27 protein-coding genes are annotated in these 25,397 nt (G+C 65.3%); 17 read left to right on the forward strand and 10 right to left on the reverse strand.

The window, feature by feature from the left end; genetic code table 11:
- Positions 1–32: 32 nt before the first annotated feature.
- A complete protein-coding gene (locus BLV60_RS29740; protein ID WP_093058908.1) occupies positions 33–851 on the reverse strand; it encodes an alpha/beta fold hydrolase in 819 nt (272 codons plus the stop codon).
- Positions 852–956: 105 nt separating this feature from the next.
- Between BLV60_RS29740 and BLV60_RS34730 the strand changes: the two genes are divergently transcribed.
- On the forward strand, positions 957–1,079 hold the full coding sequence (locus BLV60_RS34730) for a hypothetical protein (protein WP_256329631.1): 123 nt from the start codon (positions 957–959) through the stop codon (positions 1,077–1,079).
- A gap of 364 nt (positions 1,080–1,443) precedes the next feature.
- Here the strand turns inward: BLV60_RS34730 and BLV60_RS29745 are convergent, their stop codons facing one another.
- From BLV60_RS29745 to BLV60_RS29780, 8 genes are all read right to left on the reverse strand, one after another.
- Positions 1,444–1,707, reverse strand: a complete 264-nt coding sequence (locus BLV60_RS29745; protein WP_093058909.1) for a ubiquitin carboxyl-terminal hydrolase 14 — start codon at positions 1,705–1,707, stop codon at positions 1,444–1,446.
- 329 nt (positions 1,708–2,036) lie between these two features.
- On the reverse strand, positions 2,037–2,561 hold the full coding sequence (locus BLV60_RS29750) for an Ohr family peroxiredoxin (RefSeq protein ID WP_093058910.1): 525 nt from the start codon (positions 2,559–2,561) through the stop codon (positions 2,037–2,039).
- Positions 2,558–2,998: a carboxymuconolactone decarboxylase family protein gene (locus BLV60_RS29755; protein ID WP_093058911.1), complete on the reverse strand. Its 441-nt coding sequence runs from the start codon at positions 2,996–2,998 to the stop codon at positions 2,558–2,560. The genes BLV60_RS29750 and BLV60_RS29755 overlap by 4 nt, the downstream gene beginning before the upstream one ends.
- A 6-nt stretch (positions 2,999–3,004) precedes the next feature.
- The gene (locus BLV60_RS29760) at positions 3,005–4,198 is read right to left on the reverse strand and encodes a bifunctional alpha/beta hydrolase/OsmC family protein (protein ID WP_093058912.1); all 1,194 of its coding nucleotides are present in this window, start codon (positions 4,196–4,198) and stop codon (positions 3,005–3,007) included.
- A gap of 11 nt (positions 4,199–4,209) precedes the next feature.
- Entirely contained in the window at positions 4,210–4,596 is a 387-nt protein-coding gene (locus BLV60_RS29765; RefSeq protein ID WP_093058913.1) for an OsmC family protein, read from the reverse strand.
- 27 nt (positions 4,597–4,623) lie between these two features.
- Entirely contained in the window at positions 4,624–5,226 is a 603-nt protein-coding gene (gene wrbA / locus BLV60_RS29770) for an NAD(P)H:quinone oxidoreductase (protein ID WP_093058964.1), read from the reverse strand.
- A gap of 130 nt (positions 5,227–5,356) precedes the next feature.
- Entirely contained in the window at positions 5,357–5,725 is a 369-nt protein-coding gene (locus BLV60_RS29775; RefSeq protein WP_256329632.1) for a hypothetical protein, read from the reverse strand.
- Positions 5,726–5,774: 49 nt separating this feature from the next.
- Complete coding sequence (locus BLV60_RS29780; RefSeq protein WP_176929002.1) at positions 5,775–6,554, reverse strand: sensor histidine kinase; 780 nt, start codon at positions 6,552–6,554, stop codon at positions 5,775–5,777.
- Positions 6,555–7,112: 558 nt separating this feature from the next.
- Here BLV60_RS29780 and BLV60_RS29785 point away from each other — a divergent pair.
- From BLV60_RS29785 to BLV60_RS29810, 6 genes are all read left to right on the forward strand, one after another.
- Positions 7,113–9,053: an ATP-binding protein gene (locus tag BLV60_RS29785; RefSeq protein WP_093058966.1), complete on the forward strand. Its 1,941-nt coding sequence runs from the start codon at positions 7,113–7,115 to the stop codon at positions 9,051–9,053.
- A gap of 168 nt (positions 9,054–9,221) precedes the next feature.
- On the forward strand, positions 9,222–10,115 hold the full coding sequence (locus BLV60_RS29790; RefSeq protein WP_093058915.1) for an RNA polymerase sigma-70 factor: 894 nt from the start codon (positions 9,222–9,224) through the stop codon (positions 10,113–10,115).
- Positions 10,116–10,272: 157 nt separating this feature from the next.
- Entirely contained in the window at positions 10,273–11,277 is a 1,005-nt protein-coding gene (locus BLV60_RS29795; protein WP_093058967.1) for a LysR family transcriptional regulator, read from the forward strand.
- A 177-nt stretch (positions 11,278–11,454) separates the two neighbouring features.
- The gene (locus BLV60_RS29800) at positions 11,455–12,414 is read left to right on the forward strand and encodes an alpha/beta fold hydrolase (RefSeq protein ID WP_093058916.1); all 960 of its coding nucleotides are present in this window, start codon (positions 11,455–11,457) and stop codon (positions 12,412–12,414) included.
- A 24-nt stretch (positions 12,415–12,438) separates the two neighbouring features.
- The gene (locus BLV60_RS29805; RefSeq protein ID WP_093058917.1) at positions 12,439–13,302 is read left to right on the forward strand and encodes a hypothetical protein; all 864 of its coding nucleotides are present in this window, start codon (positions 12,439–12,441) and stop codon (positions 13,300–13,302) included.
- A gap of 7 nt (positions 13,303–13,309) precedes the next feature.
- On the forward strand, positions 13,310–14,023 hold the full coding sequence (locus BLV60_RS29810; RefSeq protein ID WP_093058918.1) for a dienelactone hydrolase family protein: 714 nt from the start codon (positions 13,310–13,312) through the stop codon (positions 14,021–14,023).
- Positions 14,024–14,134: 111 nt separating this feature from the next.
- Here BLV60_RS29810 and BLV60_RS29815 read toward each other — a convergent pair whose 3' ends face one another.
- On the reverse strand, positions 14,135–14,593 hold the full coding sequence (locus BLV60_RS29815) for a carboxymuconolactone decarboxylase family protein (protein WP_093058919.1): 459 nt from the start codon (positions 14,591–14,593) through the stop codon (positions 14,135–14,137).
- Positions 14,594–14,826: 233 nt separating this feature from the next.
- Between BLV60_RS29815 and BLV60_RS29820 the strand changes: the two genes are divergently transcribed.
- The 10 genes from BLV60_RS29820 to BLV60_RS29865 all read left to right on the forward strand — a co-directional run bounded on the left by BLV60_RS29820 (position 14,827) and on the right by BLV60_RS29865 (position 25,372).
- The gene (locus BLV60_RS29820) at positions 14,827–15,450 is read left to right on the forward strand and encodes a glutathione S-transferase family protein (protein ID WP_093058968.1); all 624 of its coding nucleotides are present in this window, start codon (positions 14,827–14,829) and stop codon (positions 15,448–15,450) included.
- Between the two features lie 164 nt (positions 15,451–15,614).
- Positions 15,615–16,664, forward strand: a complete 1,050-nt coding sequence (locus BLV60_RS29825) for a glutathione S-transferase family protein (RefSeq protein WP_093058920.1) — start codon at positions 15,615–15,617, stop codon at positions 16,662–16,664.
- Positions 16,665–16,807: 143 nt separating this feature from the next.
- Positions 16,808–18,202, forward strand: a complete 1,395-nt coding sequence (locus BLV60_RS29830; RefSeq protein WP_093058921.1) for an amidase — start codon at positions 16,808–16,810, stop codon at positions 18,200–18,202.
- 28 nt (positions 18,203–18,230) lie between these two features.
- Positions 18,231–19,127: a tryptophan 2,3-dioxygenase gene (locus BLV60_RS29835; protein WP_093058922.1), complete on the forward strand. Its 897-nt coding sequence runs from the start codon at positions 18,231–18,233 to the stop codon at positions 19,125–19,127.
- Between the two features lie 161 nt (positions 19,128–19,288).
- On the forward strand, positions 19,289–19,972 hold the full coding sequence (locus BLV60_RS29840) for a nitroreductase (RefSeq protein WP_093058969.1): 684 nt from the start codon (positions 19,289–19,291) through the stop codon (positions 19,970–19,972).
- 65 nt (positions 19,973–20,037) lie between these two features.
- Positions 20,038–20,988, forward strand: coding sequence for a ring-cleaving dioxygenase (locus BLV60_RS29845; protein ID WP_093058923.1), 951 nt, complete (start codon positions 20,038–20,040; stop codon positions 20,986–20,988).
- A gap of 92 nt (positions 20,989–21,080) precedes the next feature.
- A complete protein-coding gene (wrbA, locus tag BLV60_RS29850; protein WP_093058924.1) occupies positions 21,081–21,710 on the forward strand; it encodes an NAD(P)H:quinone oxidoreductase in 630 nt (209 codons plus the stop codon).
- A gap of 135 nt (positions 21,711–21,845) precedes the next feature.
- On the forward strand, positions 21,846–22,769 hold the full coding sequence (locus BLV60_RS29855) for a LysR substrate-binding domain-containing protein (RefSeq protein ID WP_093058925.1): 924 nt from the start codon (positions 21,846–21,848) through the stop codon (positions 22,767–22,769).
- A 120-nt stretch (positions 22,770–22,889) separates the two neighbouring features.
- Positions 22,890–24,020: an iron-containing alcohol dehydrogenase gene (locus BLV60_RS29860; RefSeq protein ID WP_093058926.1), complete on the forward strand. Its 1,131-nt coding sequence runs from the start codon at positions 22,890–22,892 to the stop codon at positions 24,018–24,020.
- 116 nt (positions 24,021–24,136) lie between these two features.
- Positions 24,137–25,372: a hypothetical protein gene (locus BLV60_RS29865; RefSeq protein ID WP_093058927.1), complete on the forward strand. Its 1,236-nt coding sequence runs from the start codon at positions 24,137–24,139 to the stop codon at positions 25,370–25,372.
- The last annotated feature ends 25 nt before the right edge of the window (positions 25,373–25,397 follow it).

Genomic DNA, 25,397 nt, shown 5'->3' on the forward strand with positions numbered 1-25,397 from the left:
GTGCGATGCCCTGCCCGTGCGTCGCGGCGGTATCAGGGCTGCTGTGCATCCGATCCGGCGGCTTCGACGATCAGGCGGGTCACCGGGCCCGGCCTGGAGATCATGACCACGTGCGACGCCCCCTTGACCACGACGGTCTTCATCGACTTCGCGCGCTCGGCCATGAAGGACAGCGCAGCCGGAGGAATGTTCTTGTCCCTGTCGCCGTAGATGAACCAGGACGGCACGTTCTTCCATGCGGCGGCGGGTGCCGGTTCGGCCAGTGCCGACTGCGTGATCGGACGCTGCGATACGGCCATGAGATGCGTCGTGTTCGGCGCCACATCGGCGGCGAACTGGCTGCCGAACTTGTCCTGCAGGATGTAGAGATCCTTGTTGCCGTCGGGCAGCGCGATCGGCGGTGCCAGCGCGGGCCCCAGCGTGCTGCCTGGGAACTTGCCAGACAGGTCCGCCGCGGACTCTCCGACCTCAGGCGCGAACGCGGCTACGAAAACCAGCGCCTTGACGTTGGGTTTTCCCTGCGCAGCGGCGGAGATCACTGAGCCGCCGTAGGAATGACCGACTAGCACGACAGGGCCTTTCACGGAGTCGACGACTGCGCCGACATAGTCCGCGTCGAGTTTCACGCCCCGCAGCGGATTCGCAGCGGCGATCACATGGAAGCTGCGCGCCCGCAGATCGCGCGCCACGTCGTTCCAGCTCGCGGACTCGGCGAAGGCGCCGTGCACAAGCACGATGGTGGGCCGTTCCGACGGTACGGCCGCACTCGCCGTGCTGGCTGGTGCCGTCAAATGGATTGCCGCAATGCAGGCGATCGCGAAAGCGCGAGCGAGGGTGAAGAGTCGAGTCATGGTGTTTCCTTCGAAGATGAGTTGCTCGGTGAGTGAACGGGTCGCCCTGGGAAAATCTGTTGAGTGGCGGGGTAGTACTCAGCACGCCTGGAGTCCGCGGTGCAGATGTCCGGCACCAGCACGGGACTTGCTACCGCTCCCGTGGCGAACTTCAACTCCGCGCTGGCTGCTTCGCCACTGGCCACCGCCGCGGCGCTCGCCATCGTCAGCAGGCAAACGGCCATGTAGCCCCAACGCCAGGCGAAGTCCATCGGACCTTCCGGCGCAGTGCGCGCAGCAGGCCGCGACGCACACGGCATCGCGTCGAGCCGTGTCCTCTGCCCGTTGCGCGGCGCGCGTGCACGACGCGCGGCGCACGGTACAGGAGACGAAGCCAAAGTGGAAATACGCAGCATCATGTGATTTCCCAGAGGGCACCAGCCCTGACCCCAGGACGGCTGGAGCGCCGGTCCGCGAACATCGCGGGACGATCTGGATGCTAGGTTTCGGTCTCTTCGGGCGGTAGCCTTGCGAGAGGTACTTCCATGTTGCATGCGGGGCATCAATTCGACACGACGGACACGCGAACGGCAGGTGCGCGCGAGGCTACGAATCAGCCCCGGACGTGGACTTCATCCACGTAGCACCAGCGCCAGTCCTCGCCGGGTTCGATCGACTGGACCAGAGGATGGCCCGTCATGTGGAAATGCTGGGTGGCGTGTTTGTGTTCCGACGAGTCGCAACAGCCGACGTGTCCGCATGTGAGGCACATGCGCAGATGCACCCAGCGACCGCCGATGCGCAGGCAGTCTTCGCATCCCTGGCTGGAAGGGGTGACGGGGTGGATCTGGTCGAGGTGCGTACAGGTCGTGGTCATGCGGTGGTCCTTGAAAGGCGCCCTCCACCCGTCGCGTCGCCGTGTTGCTGATCGGATTTACGCGGGAGTTTCCGCGCCGACGTGAGTTCGTCCCGTGCACGAACGGATGGAAAGTGCACGCCTCATTACAGCCGCCTCGGCAATCTGACACCCGTCATCTTCGTTGCGACGGGCGGAAGGCAAATCGTCAGGCCGCGTGACTCGCGGCCCATGAAGAAAATCGTAGTTTTGAACGCTGCGCCTCGGTAGGCATGTGGCGCGGACGACGGTGTTGCCCTCGATTCACCAATGCGCGCTGCATTGCCCGGCACAAATCTATCGAAGCGGACTCAGACAAAGCGGATCGTCGAGCGCATGCCTACGCGCGACATCTTCATGTAGGGGCAGATGCGCTCGGCTTGCGCGACGAGTTCGGCGGCTTCGCGGGCGTCCATCTGCGGCAGGCTGACTTCAAGCTCGGCGGTAATGAGGAAGAGTCCGTCGATCGGATCGCGCCCGAACGAAACCGTGGCCGCAATATCGATGTGCGGCGGAAGACGCGTGCGCATGGACGCCGCAGCAATCGCCATGGCACCGTGGAAGCATGCCGCGAATCCGGCTGCGAACAGCTGCTGTGAATTGGTTCCACCACCGTCGCCGCCCAACTCCGTTGGCTGCCGCAGAACCAGGTCGAGGTTGCCATCATCGGATACGGCTCTCCCCGACACGCGCGTATGCCGAGCCTCTCCGCCGGAAACGGCAACGGTCGTGGTGTAGAGCGGAAGGATATCGTCGCCGGTGTAGGGCGCCAGGAAACCGGGATGCCCGCCGGGATGGCCTTCTGCATCACCAGGCTCGTCGGCGAGCACGATCATTGCAACGGCCCTCGCGTCGGCGTGCAGGCCCTCCGGCTGCGAGCGTTCTCCAGTGCGATAGCCAGGCTGAGCGCCACGAGTTCGTTGTGCTCGAAAACGGCAGCCACCTGCAGGCATCGCGCTCGCCCCACGCCGGCTTCGCCCGCTGTGACCAAGGCCTCGGCCCAGGAGAGTGCGGCCTTCTCGCGCGGCGTGAGGCCTGTCCCGGCATCGAACCAGTCCGAGACCAGCATGAGTTTCCTGACCGGGTAGCCCGCACCGAGCAGTGCCAGGAAGTGAGCATCCGTCCGCACGTCGTTGCAATTGAGCTGCGACACCCTGAGATGCGCAAGATCGACGAGCGTCTGGGGAAGCCTCGACGCCGCGATGCAACGGTTGACGATTTCTGCGACGCGCTCGTGGGCTTCGCCACGCATGGCAAGTGTCTTCACTTTCATCACCGCTCAGGACTGCGGGTCGAAAGCGATGGCGTCGAAGCCCGAGCCCTGCTCGAGCGTCCGATGGACTGGACACTTCTGCGCGACCTCCAGCAAGTGGGCGCGCTGTTCGTCGTCCAAGGCCCCCTCGATGGCAACCTCCCGACTGAAGACATCCGGGGACGAGCGGTCCTTGTCGCGACGATGGTTCACCGCCGTGCGGATGCGGGTCACCGGCCATCCTCTGCCATCGGCGTAATGGCGCAGCGTCATCGTGGTGCATGCGGCAAGCGCCGACGACAGCAGGTCATAGGGCGTCGGCCCGGAGCCGAGCCCGCCGGCGGTCTCGGGCTCGTCGGCCAGCCAGCGGGAGCCGCCCGAGCGCAGCGCCAGCTGGAACTTGCCCAGGCCGGTCTCCTCGGCCACAGCATCCGCCGGCTCGGCTGGTGAAATGGCCGGCTCCGGCAGATAGCGCAGGGCCCAGGCAGCTATGAGGCTTGCCGCATATTCGGCATCCTCGCGTCTGGACAGCAGATGGTCCGCATCGCCGAGCGATACGTAGCTCTTCGGGTGCCGGGCCGCAAGGAAGATGTGCGTCGCGTTCTCGATGTCGACCGTCTGGTCGCGCGGCGCGTGCAGCACCAGCAACGCCCGGCGAAGCGCACCGATGCGCGCGCCCTGGTCATGCCCTCGCAGATCATCGACGAAGGCCTTGCTTACAGACATCGGTCGCCCAACGACCTTCAGGGGCGCTTCCGGCTCTCCATCGAGTCGCGCCAGTCCCTCGGGGTCGAGCAGGTGCAGCACATGCCCGACATCGAACGGTGCGGCGATCGTCGCCACGGCGCGCGTACTGTCGATGCTGCCCGCCGCCGCGAGAATGGCCGCGCCGCCCAGGCTGTGTCCGATCAGCAGGTCGGGCGGCATGCCCGCGTCCTTCATCGCTTGGGCGGCCGACACCAGGTCCTGCACGTTGAGGCTGAAACTCGAATCCGCAAAACTGCCTTCGCTGTCGCCGAGGCCAGTGAAGTCGAAGCGCAGCACGCCGATACCGGCGCTGGCCAGAGCGCGGGCCACGCGCACCGCGGCCAGGTTCTTCTTGCCGCAGGTGAAGCAGTGCGCGAAGAGCGCCCAGCCGCGCTGGATGCCTTCCGGCATCTCCAGCGTGCCCGACAGGCGCTGGCCCTCGCGGTTGAGGAAATCGAATGGACGAGTAGGCATTGCGTCTTCCTTCAGGCCACTGTCGTACGAATCCGCACGCCCGACTTCAGCGTCAGCGTGACCGGCGTGCGCTCGGCGATCTCGGCCAGTCTCGCTTTCTGCGCCTCGTCCAACCCAACGATGCGCAGCGACCGCTCCACAGCCATGGCATCGCCATCGCGCAACAGATGCAGCTTCACCTCCACGGATTCGAGCGGCCACTTCTTGAGGTTGGCATACATGCGCAGCGTGATCGCCGTGCATGCACCCAGGGCCGCGATCAGCAGGTCATAGGGCGCGGGGCCGGTGTCTGCGCCGCCCAGCGAGGATGGCTCGTCCGCGACGAGCCTGTGGCGGCTGCCCACCTCTATCTGCGTGCGGTAGCCATCGCGACCGATTGCTGCAATGCCATGTGTCATCAGCGAACCTCGTTCTCGAACGGCGTGTCAGGCTACAAGGCGATTGGCCAGCCGCGCCACGTGCGTGCCTTGGAAGCGCGCGATGGAAAGCTCGTTGACGGACGGCATGCGCTGGCCGTCGGCTCCGGCGAGCGTGCCCGCGCCGTAAGGCGAGCCTCCGGTGATCTCGGCCATGTTCGTCAGCCCCGTGCACGAGTACGGCACGCCGACGACCAGCATGCCGTGGTGCAGCAGCGCCGTATGGAACGAGGCGATGGTGGTCTCATGGCCGCCGTGTTGCGTGGCTGTCGACGTGAACACGCCGCCGAGCTTTCCGATGAGCGCGCCCGTGGCCCAGAGGCTGCCGGTCTGATCGAGGAAAGTTCGCATCTGGCCCGCCATGCCGCCGAAACGCGTGGGCGTACCGAACAGGATGGCGTCGTAGCCCGGAAGCTCCGCCACCGTGGCGATTTCAGCGTCCTGTTCGACCTTGGCGCCCGCCTGGCGCAATGCCTCGGCGGACATCGTCTCCGGCACACGCTTGACGGTGGCCTCGCTGCCGGGAACCGACCGCACGCCTTCGGCGACCGCTTTCGCCATCTGCTCGAGATGGCCATACATGCTGTAGTAAAGAACGAGGATCTTGCTCACGATGAGGGACTTGAAAGAAGGATGGGATACGGCAATGGCGCCGGGCGAATCGTAGAAAGGCAGGCCGATGGGCACTAGGCGTTTGCCAATGACTACGGTGTTGACGCCTTCGCACCAATCGAGGTGCGGCTCAGTCCTGCAGCAACGTCGCGTCGCGCCAGCACAGCAGGGACAGCACTACGCCTTCGCCGTCGATCTCGAATTCGTCCGGCAGCGGGCCGTCGATCCATTCGAGCTGCACGGCACCTGCCAGTTGCTGCCGAAGCTCTTGCTCCCAACCCGGACCGCGTGCCATCCAGGTCAGATTCGCATCGTCCCCGTCGGGTGATGGCGCAATCATCACGACGACACGCATCGCCGGCGAGCCTTCGCCCCCTGTGGGCTGGATGGCCCAGAGGCGCTGGATGGCAGCGTTGGCGTCATACCAGCTCGAAAGGACGGTGGACGAAGGCACGTCCTGACGACGTGCATCGAGAGAAGGGTCGAGGGATATTTTCATGAAATGCAATCAATCAAGCGCCGGGGCGCGGGTCGGAAATTCGGGTCGTTCAGGAACGGGAGCGGCGATGAAGGGGAATCCACACGTTGAATTCGGCGCCATGGCCGAGGCCCGCCGACGTCGCCTTGACGAAGCCGCCATGCGCGACTGTCAAGCCGTGAACCAGTGCGAGGCCGATGCCGAAACCGCCATGAGAACCATCGGCGGCGGAACCACCTTGGCTGAACAGGCCGAAGACGTGCGGCAGGAATTCGGGCGCGATGCCGCAGCCGCGGTCCTCGACGCAGATGCGGGCGAAGCCGTCCTCTGCGCGGAGACGTACGACGATCTCGGCCCCTTCGGGCGAGAACTTCATGGCGTTGTCCAGCAGGTTGCCGACGATCTGCTCAAGCCGTACCGCGTCGGCATGGCAATGGATCGGATCGCTGGCCTGCACCTCCGTGCGGATACGGCCACCGCGCCAGCTGGCGTCCAGCGCAGCAACTAGGCGCGGCACCAACTCGCCGAGGTCCACCTTCGCGCAGTGCAGTGCGAGCTTGCCGGTACGCACCCGTGAGAAATCGAGCAAGTCATTGATGATCCGGGTTTGGCTCTCGATGGCGCGCTGGATCGATTCGGCGATACCGCGGATGTGCCCCGACACGGTCGACGCGGGCAATCGTTGCAGGAGCCCTGCGTTCATCTGAATGATGTTCAGGGGCTGCTTGAGTTCGTGCGACACCACGGCCAGGGCCCGGTCCCGGGTCGCGCAGCGCAAGTGCAGGGCCGCGCGAGGATCGAGGATCGCTGCCGAGGCGCCTTGGTGATCGGGTTTGGTCAGGGCACTCATGTTCGCTGCGGACGTGCGAGGAAGCAGGCAGCGGCAAGCGGGTGCACGCTGGGCATGGAAGAAGGAGTCATGGGTCATCCGTTCGGAAGTCGACTGAAGGCGTTGCGAGCGGCGCGATCGTAGGAGCCCAACGCCGCCGCTGGAAGGCATGTGCCGCGGCCCACGATGTTGTCGGGCAGACACCAATGCCGACCCACCACGAACACGGGGTCGGCATCGTTAGCCGTTTCTGGATGCATCGTCCGACACAGGGCCGATCGAACATGGCCCGGCCAGACCTACGATGACTAGCCGGATCGCTCCGGCGAAGCAGCCACGCAAGGGCCGGGAAAAAAACCTGTCACAAAACACCCGGCTCGAACGTCTTTGGTATGGAGGCGCGAACGCGTGTCCGGCCGACATGCAGCCCTCCAGCGACCTGGCCTGGACAAGGGGAAATGGCAGCGGACCCCTCGATGGATCCGATTTGCAGAACAAGACCCCTACCGAATTGACCATGAACGCACGCCGAGCCATCGCATGCGGCCTTGCCCGCCACCCTTGCTGACGGAGATCCGCATGTCATCACTGCCTGCCTGCCCGCCACAGGCGACCGCCGAAGTCCTATGGCGCTTCGGTCCGTTCGTCGTGTACGAAACACAGCGCCGGCTCGAACGTGCCGGCGAGGCCGTTCGGCTGGGCTTCCGCTCCTTCGAACTGCTGCTCCAGCTGGTCAAGCACGCCGGCAAGGTGCTCGGCAAGGATGAGCTGCTCGCTACCGTCTGGGCTGGCGTGGTTGTCGAGGATGCCAGTGTTCGCGTGCAGATGTCCATGCTTCGCAAGGCCCTGGGCCGACCGGGCGCCGGCGACGACTGCGTCGAATGGATCTCGAACATTCCGCTGCAGGGCTATCGGCTCAACGGCAAGGTCCTGCGCGAATGCACCGACACCACCCGCCCCGGAACGCTCTCGATGGCGATCGCGGCGTCCTTTGCATCCCAGTCCGCCGCCCCCGCGTTCACGAAGCTGCCGACGCGGCTGACCCGACTGATCGGCCGGGAAGCCGAACTGAAGCGCCTGCTGACGGCCATGGACACCAGCCGCATCGTCACCCTCGCGGGCCCTGGCGGCATCGGCAAGACGCGTCTCGCCATCCGCGCTGCGGAATGCCATCAGGCCCGAACGGGCATGCAGATCGCCTTCGTCGACCTTTCGCCCCTGATCGGTGAGGACCACGTGGCGGGAGCCTTGGCGCGGGCGCTGGGTGTGCCGTCCGACGCACCCGACACAATGCGTGCAATTCACCGGCAGCTCGAAGGGCGCGATGTGCTGCTGCTGATCGACAACTGCGAGCACGTGGTGGACGCACTCGCGCCCCTGATCGCCGGACTGCTCGCTGCGCTGCCTAAGCTGCGCATCCTCGCTACGAGCCGGGAGGCTTTCCGCATGGAAGGCGAACGCGTGCTGCGACTGGCGCCGCTCGTCGTGCCCGAGACGGACCGGTTGACGTTGGCCCAGGCAATGCGCTCTGCGGCGGTCGAACTGCTGGTGGAGCGGGCGCAGGCCGCCGGCGCGCGCCAGTTCGGCGATTCGGACGGCGCGCTTCTTGCGCGGATTGCACGGCAGGTCGATGGCATCCCGCTGGCCATCGAACTGGTGGCGGCAAGGCTGGGCGTGCAATCGATCAACGACCTCGCGTCGCGGCTGAACGACCACATGCGGCTCTACTCCGCCGGCAACGCGACGGTGCTCGCACGGCATCGAACGCTTGCCGCGGCCCTCGACTGGAGCATCGCGCTGCTGAACCCGCAGGAGCTCAGGCTCTTTCGCATCCTGTCGGTCTTTCGAGGCCGGTTCGACCTGAATTCCGCGCTGAGCCTCGCCGAGAGCGACATGGACACCGAATCCGCCTTCGATGCCTTGATCTCGCTGGCCAACAAGTCGCTGGTCTCCTTCGACAACAGCGATGCGATTGCGCCCTATCGCCTGCTCGGCACGACGAGGAGCTACGCGGCCAATCTGCTATCACGGACCGGCGAATCGCCCGCACTGGGGCGACGGCACGCCGAGCTCATGCGCAGCCTCATGGACGAAGCCACGGCGCAGCTGTCCAGGCTCGACATCGATGCGTGGATCGAGCGATACGCCCATCACCTGGACGACGTGCGGACCGCCCTCGACGCCTGGCTTGAGCAGCCTGGCGGCACCGAGGCTGACGCGGCGACCGATACGGAGGTCGGCGTGGCGCTCGCCGTCGCGTCCGCCCCGCTGTGGTTTCAGGCTTCGCAGGCCGAGGAGTATCGAGACCGTGTGCTCACCACCATCGACCGCGTCGAGCGGCTGCCGGGTGCCGATGCGAAGACGGTCGCCGGGCTGCGCCTCGCGCTGACCGCTCGCCGCACTTTGCGCGCCGAGCCACGCAGCGAGCGCCTTGGCATGGACAGCGAGGCGAAGGCGCTCTACTTGAGCGCCGCTCGCTCCGGGTCGGGCTCCGCCTTGAACCGCACCCCCCAAAAGTAGCAGAAGAAGCTCTCGCCAACACAGGCTGGCCGCATCGGCACTGGGCTCCTACGCTTGCAGCATCTGTGGAGTCCCTACGAAGTGACAAGCGGGCCGTCACAGGCGCAGGGCTCGGCACGTCTTCTGTGGCACGGGGCTTCCCCGCAAGAACCAACCAGACACAAGGTCATGAACAACACAGAAGGCACCAACGAGATCAGCAACGTCTTCGACAGCCTGCGGCCACGGCTGCATGGCATCGCCTACCGGATGCTCGGTTCGACCGAGGAAGCCGAAGACGTTGTGCAGGACGCCTGGCTGCGCAGGCGTCAGGCGAACGGTGCCATCGACAACGAGGAAGCGTGGCTGGTGTCGACCGTCACCCATCTGGCGATCGACCGGCTGCGCAGCGCGAAGGTGGAGCGCGAGCACTACATTGGCATGTGGCTGCCCGAACCGGTGATGTCCGACAACTCGCCCTCGCCGGAGCAGATGCTGGAGAAGGCGGAGAACATCTCGATCGCCTTTCTCACCGTGCTGGAGCGGCTCTCGCCGGAGAGTCGCGCGGCATTCCTGATGCGCGAGGTCTTCGGCGCCAGCTACGGCGACATTGCCCACATCCTGGGCAAGACCGAAGCCGCCAGCCGCCAGCTCGTGCACCGGGCGAAGCTCCAGATCCTCGAGAAGCGCAAGCGTTTCCGGGTCGCGCCGGAGGAGCACATCCGCCTGCTGAAGGAATTTTCCGAGGCGGCGCAGCGCGGGGACTTCGCCGCGTTGCGCTCCCTGCTGTCGGACGACGCAGAGTTCATCGGCGACGGGGGCGGCAAAGTGCCGAGCTTCGACGCTCCGCTCAAGGGCCGCGACCGCATCGCGCAGCTCTATTTCGCGACCAGCAGGCGGTACGGCGACAAGGTGCGCATGCGGATCGCACCGATCAACGGCGAATGGGGGTTCCTGCGCTTCATCGACGGCGTGCTCGAGTCCGTGCAGTCGGTGGAGACCGACGGCGCGGGAATCACCCGGATCCAGGCCCAGAGAAACCCGGAAAAGCTGGCCGCGCTGGCCTCATTGCTGAAGTTCTAGAGGCTCGCCCGCCCTGCCGAGCGGCTCGGGAGGTGATGCACGGACCGGTCATAACAAACATTGACAGGCATTAACTAGTCCTTGTTTGCTGTCGCGCGCAGAGTGCTCGTTGTGAGAAGGCCGTCCCCACGGCCTTCATGCCACCGAGATGCTGCAAATGACGAATTCTTCCCTGCCCTGCCCCACTTCCATCCCCCTCACGCCGCGTGCGGACCCGCTGGCTTCGAGCTTCGCGACCAGCTATGCGGGTGTCGTGGCCTTCATCGCCGTCGTGACTGAAGGCAGTTTTGCCCGCGCAGCGGACCGGCTGGGCATCGGGCGTTCCGCGGTGAGCCGCAGCGTTCAGAAGCTGGAGGATCAGCTCAATGTCAGGCTCTTTACCCGGACCACGCGAAGCACCTCGCTGACGCGGGAAGGCGATCTCTTCTATGCCAACTGCCACACTGGAGTCGACCGGATCGTGCAGGCCGTCGAAGAGATGCGCGACCTGCGCGAGGGCCCGCCCCGCGGGCACTTGCGCATCAGCTCGTCCGTCGGCTTCGGCCGGCGCGTGGTCGCCCCTTTGCTTGGCGATTTCCTTGCCGCGTACCCGGAGGTATCGATCGACTTGCTGCTCAACGACAAGCCGACCGACTTCACATCGGACCGCGTGGACATCGCATTCCGCAACGGCCGCATGGAAGACGCACAGATCATCGCCAAGCAGATCATCCCCATGCAACTGCTGGTCTGCGCCTCGCCGGGCTACCGGGATGCGCATGGCCTGCCGACCTCACTGGACGAGCTGATGGGCCACCAGTGCATCAACTTTCGCACCGCCTCGGGTCGCGTTTCCGAGTGGGAGTTCAAGGCAGACGGAGTGCTCCGCAGGTTCGCGCCGACGTCGAAGCTCACCTACAACGATGCAGACCTGGTGCTCCAGGCCGTGCTCGATGGACACGGCATTGCGCAGATGGCGGGATACCTGATCTGCGAGCCGCTGCGCAAGGGCTCGCTGGTGACCTGCCTGACGCAGCATGTCCCCGACGATCACGGACACTACATCTGCTACCTGAGCCGGCAGCATCTTCCCTCACGCATGCGCGTCTTCATCGACTTCATGACGACACGCATCCGCGCGGCGGACCTCCAATGCCTCACGGACCTCGACGCACCGGCCTGAGCGTGCACCGCCGTCTCCGAACGCATATTGGTGCGCGCCCAGCAACAGCGTGCATCCCTTCGCGAATCTACCGCCGCGTGAATGCCGAACCTACGATGACTTCCGTCTCACGGCACTCGCGCGACACAGGTGCGCCGTGTTCGTAATCCGAATCTCCACCCCGTCTCAAAGGAAATCATGACCACACCTCAGAACCCCTCGCGCAGAAACCTGATCGCATCCAGTGCGGCCGTTGCCACCGGCACGCTCGCGATAGGCGTGCACGGCGCCGCCTCGGGCGGCCCCAGTTCCGGCAACCGCAGCCCGAGGATGAGCAGCGACACCGTCACGATGAAGGACGGCACGCGCATCTACTACAAGGACTGGGGCAGCGGCCCGGTGGTCACGTTCTCGCATGGCTGGCCCCTCAATGCCGACGCGTGGGACGGGCAGATGCACTTCCTGGCGCGCAACGGCTTTCGCGTCATCGCGCACGACCGCCGCGGCCACGGCCGCTCGACGCAATCGTCGTCGGGCAATGACATGAACGGCTATGCCGACGACCTGGCCGAAGTGTTCAACGCGCTCGACCTGAAGAACGTCTCGATGGTCGGCCACTCCACCGGCGGCGGCGAGGTGGCCCGCTACATCGGCCGCCACGGTTCGAAGCGCGTGGCCAAAGCGGTGCTCATCGGCGCGGTACCGCCGGTCATGGTGAAGTCGGCGTCGAATCCGGAGGGTCTGTCGATCGAGGTATTCGACGGCATCCGAGCGGGCGTGGCGGGAGACCGTTCCCAGTACTACAAGGACCTGGCTGTGGCCTTCTACGGCGCCAACCGCAGCGGCGCCAAAGTGTCGCAGGGTGTGCTCGACCAGTTCTGGCTCTGGAGCATGCAAAGCGGCCAGAAGAACGCCTACGAGTGCGTGAAAGCCTTCTCGGAAACCGACTTCACCGAGGATCTGAAGAAGTTCGACATCCCCACCCTGATCATGCACGGCGAGGACGACCAGATCGTTCCGGTGCACGACTCCGCCAGGAAGTCCGCAAAGCTCATCAAGGGCGCCAGGGAAATCTACTATCCCGGCGCACCGCACGGACTCACCGCGACGATGCAGGACAAGGTCAACGCGGACCTTCTTGCCTTCCTGCGCAGCTGAACACTGTCATCCAACCCCTTCGCCATGCTGAACCTCCTACTGCAGACCACGATCGAAGAACAGCCCGATGACTGGGACATCTCGCGCTTCAGCCGGCTGGCTTCATTCCTCGCCGCACTGAGAGACAAAGACGGCGGCCTTGCCTTCCGGGTGACCGCCCGCAACCGCACCCAACGCGGCACGCCGGACCCGGTGCTGTCGACCCTGGACGAATCGGACGTGGACCAACTCTGGCTTTTTGCGGTAGATGGGGGCGACGGGTTGACCGACGCAGACTGCATGGGAATCAGCCGGTTTCGCCGCCTTGGTGGCGCGCTCATGGTGACCCGGGACCACATGGACGTGGGAAGCTCCATCTGCAATCTGGGCGGCATCGGGGCCGCCCACTACTTCCACAGCCACAATCGAGAACCCGACGAGAGCCGGCACTGCGTCGACGACACCTACGCCACGAACATCTCCTGGCCCAACTACCACTCGGGCGCCAACGGCGATTTCCAGCGTGTTCGCTCGGTCGGCAGCATTCACCCCGTCATGCGCGACCGGCAGTCCTCGACCGGCGTCATCCAATACCTTCCCTCGCACCCGCACGAAGGGGTGGTCGGAGTGCCGGCGGATGATTCGACGGGTCGGGTGGTCGTCGAAGGACAGAGCCTCGTCTCGGGCCGACGCTTCAACATCGCCGTGGCGTTCGAGCGCTCGGAACATGGCGGTCGCGCCATCGCGCAGTCGACCTTCCATCATTTCGCCGACTACAACTGGGATCCCGCCTGCGGCTGCCCGACCTTCGTGGCCGAGTCGCCCGGCGACGGCATGGCGCTGTTCCCCGAGGCATTGCGCTCGACCAAGCAGTACGCCAGCAACCTCGCCTTCTGGCTCAGCGCCTGAACCGATCATGCAAGAAACACTCCGCATCGTTACCGGCGAGGGCTCCTTCTCGGCGTATGTCGCCCGTCCCGCAAGCGCGGGCACAGGCGCAACCGCGCCGGCCATCGTCGTGATCCATGAAGTCTTCGGCGTCAACGCCGACATGCGGCAGTCGTGCGACGAACTCGCCGCGCAGGGCTACCTGGCGATCTGTCCCGACCTGTTCTGGCGCATCGAGCCGGGCATCGACATGACCGACCGCACGGAAGCCGAGCTGGCGAAAGCCATGGCGCTCTACAACGCCTTTGACCTCGATGCCGGCGTGCGCGACATTGCCGCCGCCATCGCAACCGCCCGCGCGCTGCCTGAGTCGAACCACCGGGTCGGTCTCGTCGGCTACTGCCTCGGCGGCCTCATGAGCTACCTGACCACTGCTCGCGCAGCCGCCGATGTCGCGGTGGCCTACTATCCCGGCAACGCCGACAAGCACCTCGAGGAGGCAGGCGGCATCGGCAGCCCGCTGATGGTGCATCTCGCGGAAGAAGACGAGTACATCCCGCCCGACGCACGCAGGCAGATCGTCGCAGCCCTGGGAAAGAGTCCGCAGGTGCAGCTCCACAGCTATCCGGGATGCCGTCACGCCTTCGCGCGACACTGCGGCACCGCCTATGACGCGCGGGCTGCAGGCCTCGCGAACGGCAGGACCCAGGCGTTCCTGGCCCAACACCTGAAGAGCGGCTGAGATTCACCGCGCACGGCGGTACGTGGCTGCGATGGCCCTGGTCCTCTCCCACTTCTTTTCCTGAATAAAAAAGCCGCTGGCGTGTGCACGACACGCCGGCGGCTTTTTCGCTTATTCGAGCGGCTGTGTCGACGGAGGCGTGCGCATGCCGACGGCCATGCGGTTCCACGCATTGATCGCGGCGATCGTCCAGCTCAACTCGACGATCTCCTGGTCGCTGAACTGCTTCTTGAGCGCTTCGAAGGCCGTGTCCTGGTCACCGTGCTGGTCGGCAAGGCGCGTCAGTTCCTCGGCCCAGGCCAGTGCCGCGCGCTCGCGCTCGTTGTAGAAGCTGGTCTCGCGCCAGGTCGACAGGCTGTTCAGGCGCTGCCAGGTTTCGCCGTGCTTGCGCAGGTCGCGCGCGTGCATGTCGAGGCAGAAGGCGCAGCCGTTGATCTGGGAGACGCGCGTCTGCACGAGTTCCATGAGCGAATGACCGAGCGAGGACTTCGCGATCGAGACGTTGACGCCCGCCATCGCTTGATAGGACTTGGCAGAGATCTCGGTCCAGGGTAGTCGGGGTTGGTTCATATTGGATATTCCTTTTGGGACGGGCAATGAAAAACGGGGCGCCTTGATGAGTGGCAAGCCCTTTGCTTGGCAGACGGACACATGCAGTGCGTCGTCTGGAAACACATTAAGGACTCGCTACCGCTCGCACTTCAGCCGTTGGTATGGCAACCGCCTCCCCCTTTTTGCAGGGGCTGCACATTGGAGGGAGAATCGAGTGCAATTCATCGTGCGCCCATCCGTTGGAGTCCACCATGCTGCGTCTCTATGACAGTCGCCTGTCCGGCAACTCATGGAAGGTCCGCATCCTCCTGAGCCAGCTTGGACTGCCCTACGAGCGTGTCACGCTCGACATCCGCAAAGGCGAAACGCGCGATCCTTCGTTTCGACGGATCAGCCGTTTTGCTCGAGTGCCCGTGCTCTTGCTGGAGGATGGCCGCCCCATCGTGGAATCAGGCGCCATCCTGGTGCATCTCGCCAACGGCACGCCCTATCTGCCAGATGATCCACACCTCCGAACGGAAGTGATGAGCTGGCTCTTCTTCGAGCAGGCCGATCTTCAGAAAAGTATTGCTACAGCACGCGTGCTCCACTTGCACGGACTCGCGAACGACCGGATGCAGGACATCGTGCGCTATCACGCCGATGGATACCCCGCACTGGAGAAGCTGGACGAATGGCTTCTCGATCACACCTGGCTTGCTGGTGACAGCTACACCATCGCCGACCTCGCGGCTTCGGCCTATGTGTCGCTCGCCGAGCAAGGAGGCTACGCGATGGCGCGATTCTCCGGCATCGAGGCATGGGTGGCACGCGTGCAGGCCCAACCTGGATGGGTACCTCTGCTTCACGGGGAGAGCACCTCGTCCAGCGCCTGAGCGCCGCCATCGTTCGGATTTCAGGGACCGAGCGTGCAAGCTTTGCCGCCTTCTCACCTCTGACCAAGCTGCCTACGATTTGATTGCGTTCAACGCGTTGTTGAACGCAACCCCGCCGATCGATAGTTGCTGCGCCTGCCTCACAGGCCGCCAAGAGGAACGTGATGACGAACACCGAACCGCTGATGGAAATGGCCGCCGCCGCACGCGCTGCCGTGCTCGACCCGAACCGAATCACTGTCGTGGGCGACAGCCCGGATCCACGGTTCGAACTGTTCCATGCGGCAAGCTCCCTGTGCTCGCAGAAGGTCCGCACGGTACTCAACGAGAAGGCGCTTTCCTACCGTTCCAACGACATGCGCATCCTGGGTTCGATGGAGCCCACCGGACTGGTGCCGGCCGAGCACTACAGCCCCGCCTACATCCGACTGCGGCTGATCGCAGCAAGGGAGTTGGGCCGAAGTTTCGTCTCCGGGTATAGCGGGCGCACCTCCGTGGAGTCGGAAGGCTTCGATCCCTGCGTCGTGCCGCTGCTGGTCGACCATCAAGAGGGCCGGGTGGTCGCCGATTCGCAGCGCATCTGCTGCTACCTCGATGCTGTGGACCGCCAGCCGGTGCAACTGATTCCCGATGAGCCCGCTTCGCGCGAGGAGGTGATGCGTCAGGTCGGCATCGTCGACCGGATCCCCAACGGGGCGCTGCTCTACGGCTTCCATCCCGACGCCGACCTCCGGCCCGAAGCGCTCAAGACCTCGATGCGGACGGTCTATCACTACAAGGTCATCGCGCTCGAGCGGCTGATCGCCGACAACGCCGGCGATCCCGAGTTGGTGGCCGCCTATCGCGCCAAGATCGCGAAGGAAATCGGCGGCAAGCAGGTGTGCCACGATCCGGAGTTCCAGCGTGCCGCGCGCCATCGCGTCAGCCAGTTGCTGGAGAACCTCGAGCTCGACCTGGGCAAGGGCTCTTTCGGCTGCATCAACGGCCACCCCTTCTCGCTCGCGGACGTACTGTGGGGCGTCAACCTCGTACGCATCAACTACCTGGGACTCTCCTCGCTGTGGGACGCCCTGCCCGGCGTCGCTCGCTACTTCGAAGTGCTTTGCAAGCGGCGCTCGCTGTGCGAGGAAGCGATCGGGGCCTCGATCGCCTCGATGCCGCACTCGCGCTTCATGGATTCGGTGGCCAGCTGCCTGGCTGAAGCCACGGCCTGAGCTTCACGGCGGCGCACGCCTCGCCCCGCCGCGTCCGCTGTATTTCCCGCCCCATCGATCGTCACGTCTTTCATGACGGAGATTGACACGCACGTGCCTTGCAAACCGTTGGACCACTCATTCCGCCTGTGCCCCTGACTGCCATGACAAACAAGAGCGATCACCGTCCTGTAGGCGCCATCCCCCGCGCCCCTGGCCTTCGCCGCGCGTTGCAGGCGCTGGCCGAGCGGCACATCACGGTGTCGGGCCTGGTCGAGCAGGCGCTCGACGCGGCGGAGTCTTCTAAGCGCATCCTTCGTGCATTCGCCGCCATCGACGAGGAGGGGGCTCTGCGGGCCGCGCGGGAGAGCGAGCGGCGCTACGCGGAAGGACGCACGCGCCCTCTCGAAGGACTGATCGTCGGCGTCAAGGACCTGATCGACACACAGGGCCTCGAAACCAGCTACGGCTCGGCGGCCTGGCGTGGCCACGTCCCCACCGCCGATGCGGACCTGGTGACTTCGCTTCGCGAGCGCGGCGCGATCGTTCTCGGCAAGACCACCACGCACGAGTTCGCGTGGGGCGTCACTACATCCAGCACGGTTTTCGGCGATACGCTGAATCCGCTGGACCCGACGCGCATTCCCGGCGGATCCAGTGGTGGCGCGGCCGCGGCCATCGCCTATGGTGCCGTAGCGGCGGGACTGGGCACCGACACCGGTGGATCGGTGCGGATTCCGGCGGCGCTTTGCGGCGTCGCAGGCTTCAAGCCCACGTACGGCCTGCTCCCGACGCAAGGGATATTTCCGCTGGCCCCCTCGCTGGACCACCCGGGACTTCTGGGCGAGACGGTCGACGACATCGCCATCCTGGCCGGCGCCTTTTCCATCGATGCGCTCGCAGACCGGGGCTTTGCCCGAGCCCGCCTGGGCGTGCTCCGGGAGGTGCCGCCCGTGCCGGCGAGCGCGGAGGTGGCATCGGCCTTCGATGCGGCCGTCGCGACACTCGGCGAGTTCTTCGCCTGCGTGAACGTCGAAGCCGAAGGGCTGTTTGACGGCACCTACGAAGCCTTCGCGCACATCGTGCTGACCGAAGGCGGTGCCGGACACTTCAGGCACAGCGACGCGGACCGGATTGCCGCGCACTACAGCCACGAAACCGCGGAGCGCCTCGACCGCGCCAAGGCGATGACGCTCGGCGAATATGCCATCGCCCATCAGACCCGGAGAGACTTCACGGCCAGGCTGCACCGAGTCATGGCTCGCGTCGACTTCATCGTGCTCCCGACATGCCCCTGCACTGCGCCGGCCCTGCATGAAAGCACGATTCGCATCGGCGCGTGGACCGGCACCGTGCGCGAGGCGCTGATGGCCTACACCGCGCCTTTCAACGTCGCGGGGTTTCCGGCGATCTCGATACCCCTCGCACCGCGCGACGGCCAGCTGCCTTCCGCGCTGCAGATCGTCGCCAGGCCGGGCCATGACGGCGCGCTGCTGCGGGTGGCGCGGCAGATGGAACAGCGGCTTCGCACCCAAGCCCCCGCATCCCCGATGCGCTGACAGATCCCCACGGAAACAGGAGCACAAGATGAGCAACACCACGCAATCCACGGACCGACCCACGCCGGGCACCACGCCCGCGGGGCAGACACCCTACAGCGCATGGATACAGACCGACACGCTGCATTCGCTGCAGCGCACTGTCAGCGACCATCCCGGCGAGCATGCATGGATCACCCATGTACAGGTGTCGGAACTCTACTGGATGCTCATCATCAAGGAGATGCAATCGGCGCAGCGCTTCCTGCGTGCTGACGATCTGCCGCAGGCCTACAGGACACTGCAACGCATCTCGGCCCACCATGCACCACTGGACGCGATCTGGCGCTCGATCGACTGGATGACGCCCAACGACCTGCTGGCCATACTTTCACGCGCCGTCGGCACCTATGGCCAGGACACCGCCCTGCAAGGCTGGACTTACCGGCAGATGGTCTATCTGTTCGGCATCAAGCAGGCCGTGCACCTGCAGCACTTCGAGCCGCAGCCGCAGCGCTTGGCGCAGCTGCGCCAGACGCTGTCCGAGCCCAGCCTCTACGACGACGTGCTCGCCTACTTGCAGCGGCGCGGAATGAACGTGCCCCGCGCGTTGCTCGAACGCGATGTGAGCGAACCCTATGCCCCGAGCAAGGAAGTCGAGCAGGTGTGGCGCGACATCTACGCGGCGCCGGACAAGCACTCCGAGCTTCAGCAACTCGGCGAAGTGCTGGCCGACATCGCGCAGGGCTTCTGTAACTGGAAGTTCAGGCACCTGATGGCCACGCGCCGCACCTTCGGTGCGCGGCCGGCCTACTTCGGCACCGAAGGCGTCGCGTGGCTCGTGCCCACGCTCGAGGAGATTCCGTTTCCCGAGCTCTGGTCGTCGCGCACCTTCATCGGCGACCCGCCGCCCGTGTGTCCGCACATGGCCGGACAACGCCGCTGAATGCGTTCGCGGGCTCCCGATCGTTCGCGATTCCGGGACCCAATGTGCAAGCAATGGGGTCTTCCCGGGCAGCCGGGGCGTACCTACGATTTCCAACCATCCACCAGCGAAAGCAAGAAAGACGAGCCATGTCAGCCAACCTCTTGATGGAGCCCACGCCCATGCACACGACGCCGTTCATCGACGACCTGATCCGGGAGCGACGCAGCAAGCGCGGCTTCGTGGACCGCGCCGTTCCGCTCGATGTGGTGAAGGACATTCTCTCGGTGGCCAAGTACGCGCCGAGCTCGAGCAACACGCAGCCCTGGCGGTGCTACGTCGTTACCGGCGAGGCCCGCGAGCGCGTCACCAAGGCCGCGGTGGCGGAGTTCCGCGCCAACCACGACAAGCTGGCGCCGGAGTACCCGTTCTTTCCCCAGCCGTTGCACGAGCCTTACTCCACACGATTCAACACCTTCCGCGGCCAGCTCGGCGATGCGCAAGGCGTGCACCGCAGTGACAAGGTCGGACGGATGCGCGACGTGGAGCGCCAGTTTCTCTTCTTCGACGCTCCGGTGGGCATCATCTTCACCATGGACCGGCGCCTGGAGTGGGCCAGCTTCCTGTGCTACGGCTGCTTCCTGCAGAACGTCATGCTGGCCGCCAAGGGCCGAGGCCTCGACACCTGCCCGCAGCAGATCTGGTCGCTGCAGCACCACGTGCTGCGCGCCGAGCTCGGCATCCCCGCCGACGAAATGGTGATCGCCGGCATGTCGATGGGCTGGGCCGACAACGACCTTCCCGAGAACCGCATGACCCTGCAGAAGCACGAGGTCGAGAGTTTCGCGTCATTCATCGAGCAGTGACGAGCCACCCTGCCGCCACCGCGGCAGTCGCATTCATCCGCATCCAACAAGAGAGGATTCATCTCATGTCGATCATCAAAGGCTTCCACCACCTGACGGCCTGCGTCAGCGGCGCTCAGGAAGACGTGGACTTCTACGTCAAGCTGCTCGGCCAGAGCCTGGTCAAGAAAACGGTTCTGCTGGACGGCGAAGACCCCGTCTACCACCTCTATTACGGCAACGCCCAGGGCGATGCTGGCACGCTGGTGACCTCGTTCCCCTTCCGGCAGAAGGGCGTGAAAGGCCGTCGCGGCTCGGGTCAGATCAAGGTGATCAACTACTCGGTGCCGGCAGGCTCGCTTCACTTCTGGCGCGATCGCTTTCGCGCCCACGGCGTGACCTTCGATGCCGACGTGGTCGAGCGCTTCGGCGAGCAGCGACAGCGCTTCCAGCACCCGTGTGGCATCGAGTTCGACCTGGTGGCGTCCGACCGCGACACGCGCGCTCCGTGCACGGCCGAGGACATTCCCGCCCAGTACGCGATCCGCGGCGTGCACAGCATCACGCTGTCGCTGCGCGAGGTGGCCGAATCGATCATCTTCATGCAGGACGCCCTGGCGTTTCGCTATGCGGGCGAGTCGGGCCCGCACCACCGCTTCGAGACCGCCGACGGCGCGCCTGGCACAGTCGTTGAGTTCCTGCACGAGCCGGACCGGCTGCAGGGCTCGTCGATCTACGGCGAGGGCACCATCCACCACGTCGCCTTCGCGGTGGACAACGTGGAGCAGCAGATGCAGATCAAGGAAAAGCTGATGTCGATGGGTCACATCGACACGTCCGAGTCGGTCAACCGCAACTACTTCCGCTCGATGTATTTCAAGATGCCCGGCGGCGTGATGTTCGAGGCCGCCACCACCGACATCGGCTTCGCGATCGACGAGGAGCCCGGCCACTTCGGTTCGGAATTCCAGCTTCCTCCATGGCTGCGCGCCCGCAGGGACGAACTGCTGGGCCGCCTGGAACCCATCACGGTCTGAACGCGCACCGCCCTTCTCCGACGCCACCCGGAGCAGCAGCTCCGGGGAAGCGCTTGCCTTTTTCTTCTTGTCACTCGCCCACTCGCCAAGCCATGTCCAAACCCAAAGTCCTCATTGCCTTCTATTCGCGCAACAGTTCCACCGAACGCCTCGCCAACGCCATCGCGCAGGGCGCGGCGGCCGAAGGGGCCGAAGTGCGACTGCGCCGCGCCCGGGAGTTCGTCGCTCCGGAAATCATGCGCGATGTGCCCGAGTGGTCCGAGCGCGCCGGCGCGATGAACGCGAAGTACGAGGCGCCGACCGAAGCCGACGCCGACTGGGCAGACGCTATCGTATTCGGCACGCCGACGCGCTTTGGCTCCATTGCATCGGAGCTCAAGGCCTACATCGATTCTCTGGGCGGCCTCTGGTTCCAGGGCAAGCTCAACGGAAAGGTCGGCTCGGTGTTCGGCTCGACCTCCTCCAGGCACGGTGGCAACGAGGCGACGCTGCTCTCTCTGTACGGCCCCATGGCGCACCTCGGACTCATCATCGTCCCGCTCGGATACGCCGACCCGGCGATGTTCGCCGCGGGCACGCCCTACGGCGCGACGCACGTCTCCCACAAGGACTCAGTGATGCCCGCGGCCGAAGACCTCGCGGTGGCCGCCTACCAGGGGCGTCGCGTGGCGCTCACCGCACGGGCGCTGCGCCTGCCGAAAGCCGTTGCCGAAGCGGCCTGACGGAACCGGGAAGCGGGCTGCAGTAGTGGTGATGGCACCCGTTGCGCGGATTGCCCCTGGCGCTATGCTTGGGTCGTACGGCCGCCTCGCGCGGCGTACCACCGCCCGCTTTCCAGCGCTCTTTGCAGGCCGCCGATGTTGGATCTGAAGGATGTCTTCTACTTCGTGCAGGTCGTCGACCGTGGCGGCTTCACGGCCGCCGGCACGGCGCTGCGCCTTCCGAAGTCGACATTGAGCCATCGCGTCCAGGAACTCGAAAGCTACCTGGGCGTGCGGCTTCTCAACAGGACCTCGCGCCAGTTCGGCATGACCGACATCGGCAAGGAGTTCTACGAGTACGCCGTGGCGATGCTGCACAGCTCCGAGGTCGCCGAAGAGGCCGTACGCCAGCGCCTGACCGAACCCAGCGGCGTGATCCGCCTGACCACGGCGGTGGAGATCGCGCAGTTCGCGCTGCGCGAGATTCTTCCTGTCTTTCTCAACCAGTATCCGAAGGTGCGCGTGATCGAGATCGCGACCGACCGGTACGTGGACATCGTTGGCGAAGGCTTCGACCTAGCGATACGCGGACACACAGCCCCGCTGCAAAACTCCACGCTGGTGCAGCGCGCGCTCGCGGACGTACCGTGGTACCTGTTCGCGAGTCCAGCCTATCTCAAGAAGAATGGCGTTCCTGAAAGCCCAGCCGATCTCGCGCAGCACGCAACCGTCGCGATGGTGCGCAACGGCCCGCTCCAATGGCAGTTGCATGGGCCGCACCGCGAGGAGATCGTGATGCCCATCGATCCGCGCTTCCAGAGCAACAACATGGTCGCGCTGAAGGAAGCCGCGTGCGCCAGCCTGGGCATTGCCGCGCTACCGGGCTATATCTGTCGCTCGGAACTGCGCTCCGGCGCCCTTCAGCAGCTACTGCCCGACTGGTCGGCGGCGGATGCGCGCATTTCCGCACTCATTCCCTTTCGCACCGGACTACTGCCCGCGGTGCGTTCGCTGGTGGACTTCCTGGCGGTGGAAATCCCGGTCATCACGGCCTTCGACCACCCTTCGCACTTCGCCTGAGGCCCTTCGACGCCGCGCGCCGTCGTCCACATGCATGGACGCTGCGTCTGGCAATCAGCGGCTTGTGACCCGGAGGTGGCCGGCCTATCTTGTCGGTCCGACATACAACGCGCGACCGACATGAATCACTTGAACTGCTTGCCGCAAGAAGGCATCTACTGGGGCCAACACATCCTGCAGGGCGTCGTCGCACGGCTCGGCGACCATGGCATCCATAGACCGATCACTTTCACGGTGACGCCTCTGGAAGGCCTCTACCGCAGCTGCGTCCAGCCCAACCTGAAGGAACAGGCGGGCAGCTTCACGGAACTGCCCGCGCACGTGCCAGACGTCGCGGTGCAGGAAGGCCTCGACGCCTGCCTGCAAGCCGGTGCCGGATCGATCGTCGCGCTCGGCGGCGGATCGGTGCTCGACGCGGCCAAGGCGGTATCGCATCTGCATCACGAGAAGACCGGACGCTACCTGCCCATAGCCGCCCTGCCCACCACGCTGTCGGGCTCCGAGTTCTCGCACTACTTCGGCATCACCGAGACGGACGGCCCTCAGAAATTCAAGCGCAGCTATGCGGTGCGCGAGACGGTGCCCAAGGTGGTCGTGATCGATCCGGTGCTCGTGTCCGACACTCCGCGGGCGCTGCTGCTCGCATCAGCCGTCAAGGGCATGGACCATGCGGTGGAGGGCATGCGCAAGGTCACGAAGGAGCATCCTCACGCGATCATGGCGGCCAGCGGCCTGGCGCGGTTTCTCCGCATTCTGCAGAAATGGCCACAAGCTGGGGAAACACGCGCGGCGCTTGAGCAAGGGCTGGTGACGGCCGACGACCTGCTGCAATTGCAGCTCGCGGCGTGGCAGTGCTACTTCTCGCCGGCCTCGGTCATCTATGGCCTCAGCCACCGCATCGGCCACATCCTGGGCGGCACCTTTGGCCTGCCGCACAGCGTGACCTCTTGCATCACGCTGGCACCGGTGATCCGTGCCTGCGCGGACTTCTACGGGGACAAGCTCGGCGTCTTCGCCACGACGCCCTCCAGTGCTTCGCAGAATGCAGATGTGGCAGCCCACCTGGCCGACCAGATCTCGCAGGTGGTGAAGTCGCTCGGCCTGCCCGACCGCATCAGCGCGTTCGATCTCGATCCGGCCAAGCTCCCCGAGGTCGCCCGGCTGCTGAAGAAAAACTATCCCAATGAAGTGGCCGATCTCGGCGATAACGCGAGCGTCAAGCTCGACGAGTTGCTGCAGAGGCTGTGGTGAATCGACGGCGGCATTGGTGCCTTGCGGACAACGCCGTGGTCCCCTGCCTATGCCTACCGCCGAGACGAGAGCGTTCCTAGCATCGATGGGGTCCATTTTCCTTCCAGGAGCCCTCCATGCGTCTCAGCATCATCACCGCCGTCCTTGCCTGCGGCCTTTGCACAGCCCTCAGCGCCGCCGCGGCGGACGTGAAATCCGTCTCCCGCCTTGCCGCAGGTCCCGGCAACACCCTGTTCATCGCCGACTGGAAAGCCGCCCGCGTCCACGCGATCTCGTTGCCAGCGGCGCAGCAGCAGCCCGCGGGCTCCGCTTTCAACATCCTCGACCTCGAGTCGCTGCTCTCCGCCCAGGTCGGCGGCGCCAAGGTCACGGTGGAGGACATGGTCGTGCGGCCCGGCACCGCGCAGGTGTACGTCGCCGTAAGCTACGGCAGCGCGAAGACGCCGGCGCTCATCATGGTCACCAGCGACAAGAAGGCGCGCCGCATCGACCTGAAGGCAGCGGCCTCGACCTCCGTCGCCCTGCGCGATGCCCCCACCACGGACTACAGTTTCTGGAAGGAAACGCCGGAGCGCAGCTTCACCGTCACCGACATGAAGTGGCGCGACGGCGAGCTCTTCGTGGCCGGCCTTTCGAACCAGGACTTCGCCTCGACGCTGCGCCGAGTCAGATACCCGTTCGATTCGAAGCAGTCGATCACCTCGGTGGAGATCTACCACGCGGGCCACAACCTGATCGAGACGCGCGCCCCCATCCGCGCGATGAGCTTCGCGAGCTGGGGCGGCAAGCCGTACCTGGTCGCCGCCTACACCTGCACCCCGCTGGTGACGATTCCGCTCGACGACCTCAAGGACGGCGCGCACATCCGTGGCAAGACCGTAGCCGAGCTCGGCTATGGCAACACGCCGGCCGACATGATTTCCTACTCGCGCACCGAGCAGGGCAAGACCGAGGACTTCCTGCTGCTGGCAAATTTCGATCGTGTGTCGAACATCATCCCCGTATCGCAGCTGGAGGCGATGGGCTCCGGGCCCGGCATCGAAAAACAGGTGCCCTTCGGGCAGCTCGCGGGCGTCGAGGTGATGCAAGCGCCCCTGGCCGGTACGCTGCGGCTGGACAACCTCGACGAGAAATCGTTCGTGGTGGTACGCCGCCGGCTCGAGAAGGATGCGCTGCAGCTCGTCTCCATCGGCAAGGAGCTGAGCTTCCGGCTGACCGACCATGTCTCCGAATACGCCTTCGCCGAGTACAGCTTCAAGGGCAACGACTTCCAGTTGCAGAACATTAAGCCTCGGCAGGACATGCTGCTGAAGGACGAAGGCTTCCCGGACCTGATCAAGGCATCGGAGTAAGCGGTGCCTCTTCGTCGACTGTGCG

The organism is Variovorax sp. YR634, assembly GCF_900106655.1.
GTDB lineage: Bacteria > Pseudomonadota > Gammaproteobacteria > Burkholderiales > Burkholderiaceae_C > Variovorax.

What these genes read in the sequence shown, in the direction of transcription:
- BLV60_RS29740 (WP_093058908.1), bottom strand. Translation starts at nt 851, where the DNA reads ATGACTCGACTCTTCACCCTCGCTCGCGCTTTCGCGATCGCCTGCATT.
- BLV60_RS34730 (WP_256329631.1), top strand. Translation starts at nt 957, where the DNA reads ATGTCCGGCACCAGCACGGGACTTGCTACCGCTCCCGTGGCGAACTTC.
- BLV60_RS29745 (WP_093058909.1), bottom strand. Translation starts at nt 1,707, where the DNA reads ATGACCACGACCTGTACGCACCTCGACCAGATCCACCCCGTCACCCCT.
- BLV60_RS29750 (WP_093058910.1), bottom strand. Translation starts at nt 2,561, where the DNA reads ATGATCGTGCTCGCCGACGAGCCTGGTGATGCAGAAGGCCATCCCGGC.
- BLV60_RS29755 (WP_093058911.1), bottom strand. Translation starts at nt 2,998, where the DNA reads ATGAAAGTGAAGACACTTGCCATGCGTGGCGAAGCCCACGAGCGCGTC.
- BLV60_RS29760 (WP_093058912.1), bottom strand. Translation starts at nt 4,198, where the DNA reads ATGCCTACTCGTCCATTCGATTTCCTCAACCGCGAGGGCCAGCGCCTG.
- BLV60_RS29765 (WP_093058913.1), bottom strand. Translation starts at nt 4,596, where the DNA reads ATGACACATGGCATTGCAGCAATCGGTCGCGATGGCTACCGCACGCAG.
- BLV60_RS29775 (WP_256329632.1), bottom strand. Translation starts at nt 5,725, where the DNA reads ATGAAAATATCCCTCGACCCTTCTCTCGATGCACGTCGTCAGGACGTG.
- BLV60_RS29780 (WP_176929002.1), bottom strand. Translation starts at nt 6,554, where the DNA reads ATGAGTGCCCTGACCAAACCCGATCACCAAGGCGCCTCGGCAGCGATC.
- BLV60_RS29785 (WP_093058966.1), top strand. Translation starts at nt 7,113, where the DNA reads ATGTCATCACTGCCTGCCTGCCCGCCACAGGCGACCGCCGAAGTCCTA.
- BLV60_RS29790 (WP_093058915.1), top strand. Translation starts at nt 9,222, where the DNA reads ATGAACAACACAGAAGGCACCAACGAGATCAGCAACGTCTTCGACAGC.
- BLV60_RS29795 (WP_093058967.1), top strand. Translation starts at nt 10,273, where the DNA reads ATGACGAATTCTTCCCTGCCCTGCCCCACTTCCATCCCCCTCACGCCG.
- BLV60_RS29800 (WP_093058916.1), top strand. Translation starts at nt 11,455, where the DNA reads ATGACCACACCTCAGAACCCCTCGCGCAGAAACCTGATCGCATCCAGT.
- BLV60_RS29805 (WP_093058917.1), top strand. Translation starts at nt 12,439, where the DNA reads ATGCTGAACCTCCTACTGCAGACCACGATCGAAGAACAGCCCGATGAC.
- BLV60_RS29810 (WP_093058918.1), top strand. Translation starts at nt 13,310, where the DNA reads ATGCAAGAAACACTCCGCATCGTTACCGGCGAGGGCTCCTTCTCGGCG.
- BLV60_RS29815 (WP_093058919.1), bottom strand. Translation starts at nt 14,593, where the DNA reads ATGAACCAACCCCGACTACCCTGGACCGAGATCTCTGCCAAGTCCTAT.
- BLV60_RS29820 (WP_093058968.1), top strand. Translation starts at nt 14,827, where the DNA reads ATGCTGCGTCTCTATGACAGTCGCCTGTCCGGCAACTCATGGAAGGTC.
- BLV60_RS29825 (WP_093058920.1), top strand. Translation starts at nt 15,615, where the DNA reads ATGACGAACACCGAACCGCTGATGGAAATGGCCGCCGCCGCACGCGCT.
- BLV60_RS29830 (WP_093058921.1), top strand. Translation starts at nt 16,808, where the DNA reads ATGACAAACAAGAGCGATCACCGTCCTGTAGGCGCCATCCCCCGCGCC.
- BLV60_RS29835 (WP_093058922.1), top strand. Translation starts at nt 18,231, where the DNA reads ATGAGCAACACCACGCAATCCACGGACCGACCCACGCCGGGCACCACG.
- BLV60_RS29840 (WP_093058969.1), top strand. Translation starts at nt 19,289, where the DNA reads ATGCACACGACGCCGTTCATCGACGACCTGATCCGGGAGCGACGCAGC.
- BLV60_RS29845 (WP_093058923.1), top strand. Translation starts at nt 20,038, where the DNA reads ATGTCGATCATCAAAGGCTTCCACCACCTGACGGCCTGCGTCAGCGGC.
- wrbA (WP_093058924.1), top strand. Translation starts at nt 21,081, where the DNA reads ATGTCCAAACCCAAAGTCCTCATTGCCTTCTATTCGCGCAACAGTTCC.
- BLV60_RS29855 (WP_093058925.1), top strand. Translation starts at nt 21,846, where the DNA reads ATGTTGGATCTGAAGGATGTCTTCTACTTCGTGCAGGTCGTCGACCGT.
- BLV60_RS29860 (WP_093058926.1), top strand. Translation starts at nt 22,890, where the DNA reads ATGAATCACTTGAACTGCTTGCCGCAAGAAGGCATCTACTGGGGCCAA.
- BLV60_RS29865 (WP_093058927.1), top strand. Translation starts at nt 24,137, where the DNA reads ATGCGTCTCAGCATCATCACCGCCGTCCTTGCCTGCGGCCTTTGCACA.